The organism is Dietzia aerolata, from assembly GCF_014144865.1.
GTDB lineage: Bacteria > Actinomycetota > Actinomycetes > Mycobacteriales > Mycobacteriaceae > Dietzia > Dietzia aerolata.
Genome location: NZ_JAALDM010000182.1, coordinates 1 through 3950 on the forward strand (window position 1 = coordinate 1; position 3950 = coordinate 3950).

The following is a 3950-nucleotide window of genomic DNA, read 5'->3' on the forward strand; positions in this document are numbered from 1 at the left end:
GGCACCGAGTTCACCGGCGGGGCCACCACCCGACACGGCGAACCGGTCCTCGGGCAGGCTCACGCCCATCGCGGCGAGCTGCTCCCGCAGCGACGCGATCTCCTGGCGCAGGGCGTAGACGGACTCGGAGGTCTCGTAGCGGATCGCGTCCCGCAGATCCTTCTCCACCACGAGTTCGTGCTCACGGCGAGCGGAGATCTCACGTTCGAGCTGGAGTTCGTAGACGGTGTGCAGGTCACGGACGCGTGCGGCCTCGGCCGCTGCCTGGCGGCGGTAGCGGGCGACCAGGAAGGCGCCGATGAAGGCGGCCCAGAGCGCGGCGAGTGTGCCGATGCGCATCCAGACCGGGTTGTCGGTGAAGACCATGACCACGGTGGCCACCACCGCGAGGATCAGGAGCACGCCCAGCGCGATGTTCGCCAGACCCCGGTCATCACCACGACCGGGACGCGCGGGCCGTGGCTTGTCAGTCGCGCCATCGGAACTCATGTCCCGCATGATAGCCGCAGAATCAACAGTCACACAGGTAACTACGGTGTGTTGGCCGGACTCGGGCCTACGTCGGCTGGGCGAGGCCGGCGTTCTCGAGGCCGGTGTCGTCGTCGTCAGGCGGGGTCAGGCACGCCGACTCGAGGAACAGTCCCGCCCCCACCAGCACCGCGCCGGACACCAGGACGGCCACCGATGCCGGGAGTTCCTCCCCCGCCACGGCCAGGTCACCGAGCCGGAGCGCGAAGAACAGCGACAGCCCGGCGCCCACCCCGGTCGCGGCGGCGCCGAGGATCGCCGAGGACTGTCCGAGTGCCGCGCTGCGCGCGATGGTCAGCGGGTGCATCTGGCTGCGGTCCTGGCCGACCGAGTTGTCCGAGATCGCGTTCCGGACCCGCAGTGCCAGCAGCACGTCGATCACCGCGATCACGACCAGCGTCACCCAGCCGAAGCCGACCGGCGGAAACGATCCGAGGAACGTGCCGGTGAGGACGTAGGCGGCCACCGCGGCGACAACCGCGATCAGTACCAGCGTGATCTTGGAGATCTTCGACATGTCAGCTCGACCATCCCGCGGGCGCCAGCGGCTGATCGAGTCGGCGGATCGCCGCCACATCCGCGGGGTCGAGCGTGTCGATCAGGTCCCGGACACCGGCCCCGGCGAGCACCGCGTCCGGATCGATTTCCAGCCACGGGACCAGCACGAACGCGCGCTCGCGGGCGCGGGGGTGTGGGAGCGTGAGGCTCTCGTCGTCCGAGGTCAACTGCGTACCGTCCACCTCGGCGGTGATCACGTCGACGTCGAGGGTGCGCGGCCCCCACCTCACCTGACGGGTGCGGTCGGCCGCGCGTTCCCGCTCGAAGCCCCACTCGAGGACGTCGGCGGGCGTGCTGGGGTGTTCCACGACGAGGATCGCGTTTAGGAAGTCGTCCTGCTCGACGCCGCCCCACGGCGGGGTGGCGTATACCGAGGAGACCGCGCGCAGGATGCCGTCCGCGGCCGCCGCCTCGGCGACGCCGCGGAGCAGAGCCAGCGAATCTCCCTGATTGCCGCCGATCGACAGCACCGCAAGGCAGCTCATCGTGGGTCCGCCGCCTGTCCCGCCGCCTGTCCCGCCGCCTGCTCCGCCGTCTGGCCGCGGTCGGACCTGCGGGAGCGGCGGGCCACCACCGCCACGTCCGCAAATTCGGCGGGGATCGGCGCCTGCGGCTTGTGGAGGGTGACCTCCACGGCGTGGGCCGTCGGCGCCATGGTCATGATTCCGTCCGCGATCCGCGACGCCACGGTTTCGATGAGGTCGCAGGCCGGCCCGGACACGATGTCGTGCGCGAACGCCGCCAGGGCTCCGTAGTCGACGGTGTCGGCGAGATCATCGGAGGCGGCGGCCGCGGTGAAGTCGGTCCACAGCACCAGGTCCACCAGGAAGTCCTGGCCGTCGCGCTTCTCGTGCTCGAAGACCCCGTGGTGGCCGCGAACCTTCAGCCCCTTCAGCTCGATCCTGTCGGCCATCAGTGACTTCCTGCCTTCCCCGCGGTCCACGCTGCTGCCACCCGTACGGCGTCCGCGCTCGGCTTGACGTCGTGGACCCGCACTCCCCAGGCCCCGGCGGCGGCGGAGATCGAGGTGATTGCCGCGGTCGCCGCATCGCGTCCGGACACCTCGCGCGGTTCGCCGTCCTCGCCGGCCAGGAGCGATCCGATGAATCGTTTCCTCGACGCGGCCACCAGCACGGGAAAGCCGAGTTCGAGCAATCGGTCGAGGCCGCGCAGCAGCGCCCAGTTGTCGTTGGCGTTCTTGGCGAACCCCAGGCCCGGATCCAGCACGACGTCTCCGGCATCGATCCCGGCGGCGAGTGCCGCATCGGCGCGGCGGGCCAGGTGGTCGCGGACGGATCCCACCACGTCCCCGCCGTAGTCGGCCCGGCCACCGGCGCCGGCCAGGTAGTCGTCGGGCGAGACCCAGTGCATGAGGATCACGGGCGCGTGGTGCTCGGCGACGACCCGCAGCATGTCCGGGTCCGCGAGTCCTCCGGAGACGTCGTTGATCACGGTGGCGTTCGCCTCCAGCGCTGATGCCGCGACCCGGGCCCGCATGGTGTCCACGGACACCGGCACGATCCCGTCGAGTGCCCGGACCACCGGCAGGACGCGGAGTTCCTCGTCGGACTCGTCCACACGCTGGGCACCCGGCCGGGTGGATTCGCCGCCGACGTCGATAATGTCCGCGCCGGCGGCCACCATGCGGTGGGCGTGCGCCACGGCGTCATCGAGGGCGAGGTGCCGACCGCCGTCGGAGAACGAATCGGCGGTGACGTTGAGGACCCCCATGACCGCGCAGCGGCCCGGGCGGGGAAGCGGGTGTGCCGCGCTCACGTCCCACGCAGGAGGCCCAAGGCCTCCGCCCTGGTCGAGGCGTTGCTCCGCATGATGCCCCGGACCGCCGAGGTGGTGGTGACCGATCCGGGCTTACGGATGCCGCGCATGGCCATGCACAGGTGCTCGCACTCGATCACCACGAGCACGCCCGACGGGGCGAGCCGGTCCACCAACGCGTCGGCGACCTGGCTGGTCAGCCGCTCCTGCACCTGCGGGCGCTTGGCGTACAGATCCACCAGCCGGGCCAGCTTGCTCAGGCCGGTGACCGCGCCGGATTTGCCGGGGATGTACCCGATGTGGGCGACCCCGTGGAACGGCACGAGGTGGTGCTCGCACGTCGAGTAGATGGGGATGTCCCGCACGAGCACGAGTTCGCGATGGTCCTCGTCGAACGTCTTGGCCAGCACCTCCGACGGGTCGGTGTACATCCCCGCGAAGACCTCGCGGTAGGCACGGGCGACCCGCGCCGGGGTGTCGCGCAGGCCTTCGCGGTCCGGGTCCTCCCCGACCGCGATCAGCAGTTCGCGGACAGCGGCCTCGGCGCGCTCGGCGTCGAACTCCCGGCCCGTGGATACGGAGCGGGGTTCGGCGGATTGCAGGTGGTCAATGGTCGTCATCAATCCTCTTCTCGCACGAATCCGACCAGAAGGTCAGTCGTCACGTTCCCACGGTGCACGCCAGTCGGGGTCCTTGTCCTCACGACGGTGGGAGCCCGACCCGCGGGTGGTGGGCCCGGAATCAGACCCGGCACCTGAGTCGGAATCGGACCTGGCCCCGGAGCCCGTGTCCGAGTCCGAGTCCGCGCGCTGCGGGCGGCTCTCCCCCGACACCGGGTACGCGGACTCCGGCGCCGATGGGGAACCAGTCGACGATCCCGCAGCAGCAGACCAGGCCCGGGTCCGCGGGCCATACCAGTCCTGGGAATCGGCCTCGTCCGAGGCGGAAGTGGTGGGCTCGTCCTCGCGGGGAGTCGCCGGGATCCGCGTGGTCTCAGCCCCGCTCGGCCCGTGTCCACCGAACCCGCCGGCGCCCTGCTCGCCGTACCCGTATCCGCTCGGCGTGCTCGGCGTGCTCGGCGTGCTCGG

General features: G+C 71.0%; 6 protein-coding genes and 1 pseudogene. All 7 read right to left on the reverse strand.

Features of this window, described 5'->3' with window-relative positions; translation table 11 throughout:
- Positions 1-489: DUF6779 domain-containing protein (locus G6016_RS11255; RefSeq protein WP_338403588.1), on the reverse strand; the 489-nt coding region annotated here is incomplete at its 3' end.
- Between the two features lie 67 nt (positions 490-556).
- Complete coding sequence (locus tag G6016_RS11260) at positions 557-1045, reverse strand: DUF3180 domain-containing protein (RefSeq protein WP_182632743.1); 489 nt, start codon at positions 1043-1045, stop codon at positions 557-559.
- A 1-nt stretch (position 1046) separates the two neighbouring features.
- A complete protein-coding gene (gene folK, locus G6016_RS11265; RefSeq protein ID WP_182632744.1) occupies positions 1047-1571 on the reverse strand; it encodes a 2-amino-4-hydroxy-6-hydroxymethyldihydropteridine diphosphokinase in 525 nt (174 codons plus the stop codon).
- The gene (gene folB, locus G6016_RS11270) at positions 1568-1999 is read right to left on the reverse strand and encodes a dihydroneopterin aldolase (RefSeq protein WP_182632745.1); all 432 of its coding nucleotides are present in this window, start codon (positions 1997-1999) and stop codon (positions 1568-1570) included. The genes folK and folB overlap by 4 nt, the downstream gene beginning before the upstream one ends.
- Positions 1999-2817: a dihydropteroate synthase gene (gene folP, locus G6016_RS11275; protein ID WP_182632747.1), complete on the reverse strand. Its 819-nt coding sequence runs from the start codon at positions 2815-2817 to the stop codon at positions 1999-2001. The genes folB and folP overlap by 1 nt, the downstream gene beginning before the upstream one ends.
- Before the next feature lie 41 nt (positions 2818-2858).
- Entirely contained in the window at positions 2859-3482 is a 624-nt protein-coding gene (folE, locus tag G6016_RS11280; protein WP_182632746.1) for a GTP cyclohydrolase I FolE, read from the reverse strand.
- 33 nt (positions 3483-3515) lie between these two features.
- Positions 3516-3950, reverse strand: a pseudogene (locus G6016_RS11285) (hypothetical protein); the annotation flags it as partial.

Coding starts and splice junctions, on each gene's coding strand:
- folP (WP_182632747.1), bottom strand. CDS start 2,817: ATGGGGGTCCTCAACGTCACCGCCGATTCGTTCTCCGACGGCGGTCGG.
- folE (WP_182632746.1), bottom strand. CDS start 3,482: ATGACGACCATTGACCACCTGCAATCCGCCGAACCCCGCTCCGTATCC.
- folK (WP_182632744.1), bottom strand. CDS start 1,571: ATGAGCTGCCTTGCGGTGCTGTCGATCGGCGGCAATCAGGGAGATTCG.
- G6016_RS11260 (WP_182632743.1), bottom strand. CDS start 1,045: ATGTCGAAGATCTCCAAGATCACGCTGGTACTGATCGCGGTTGTCGCC.
- folB (WP_182632745.1), bottom strand. CDS start 1,999: ATGGCCGACAGGATCGAGCTGAAGGGGCTGAAGGTTCGCGGCCACCAC.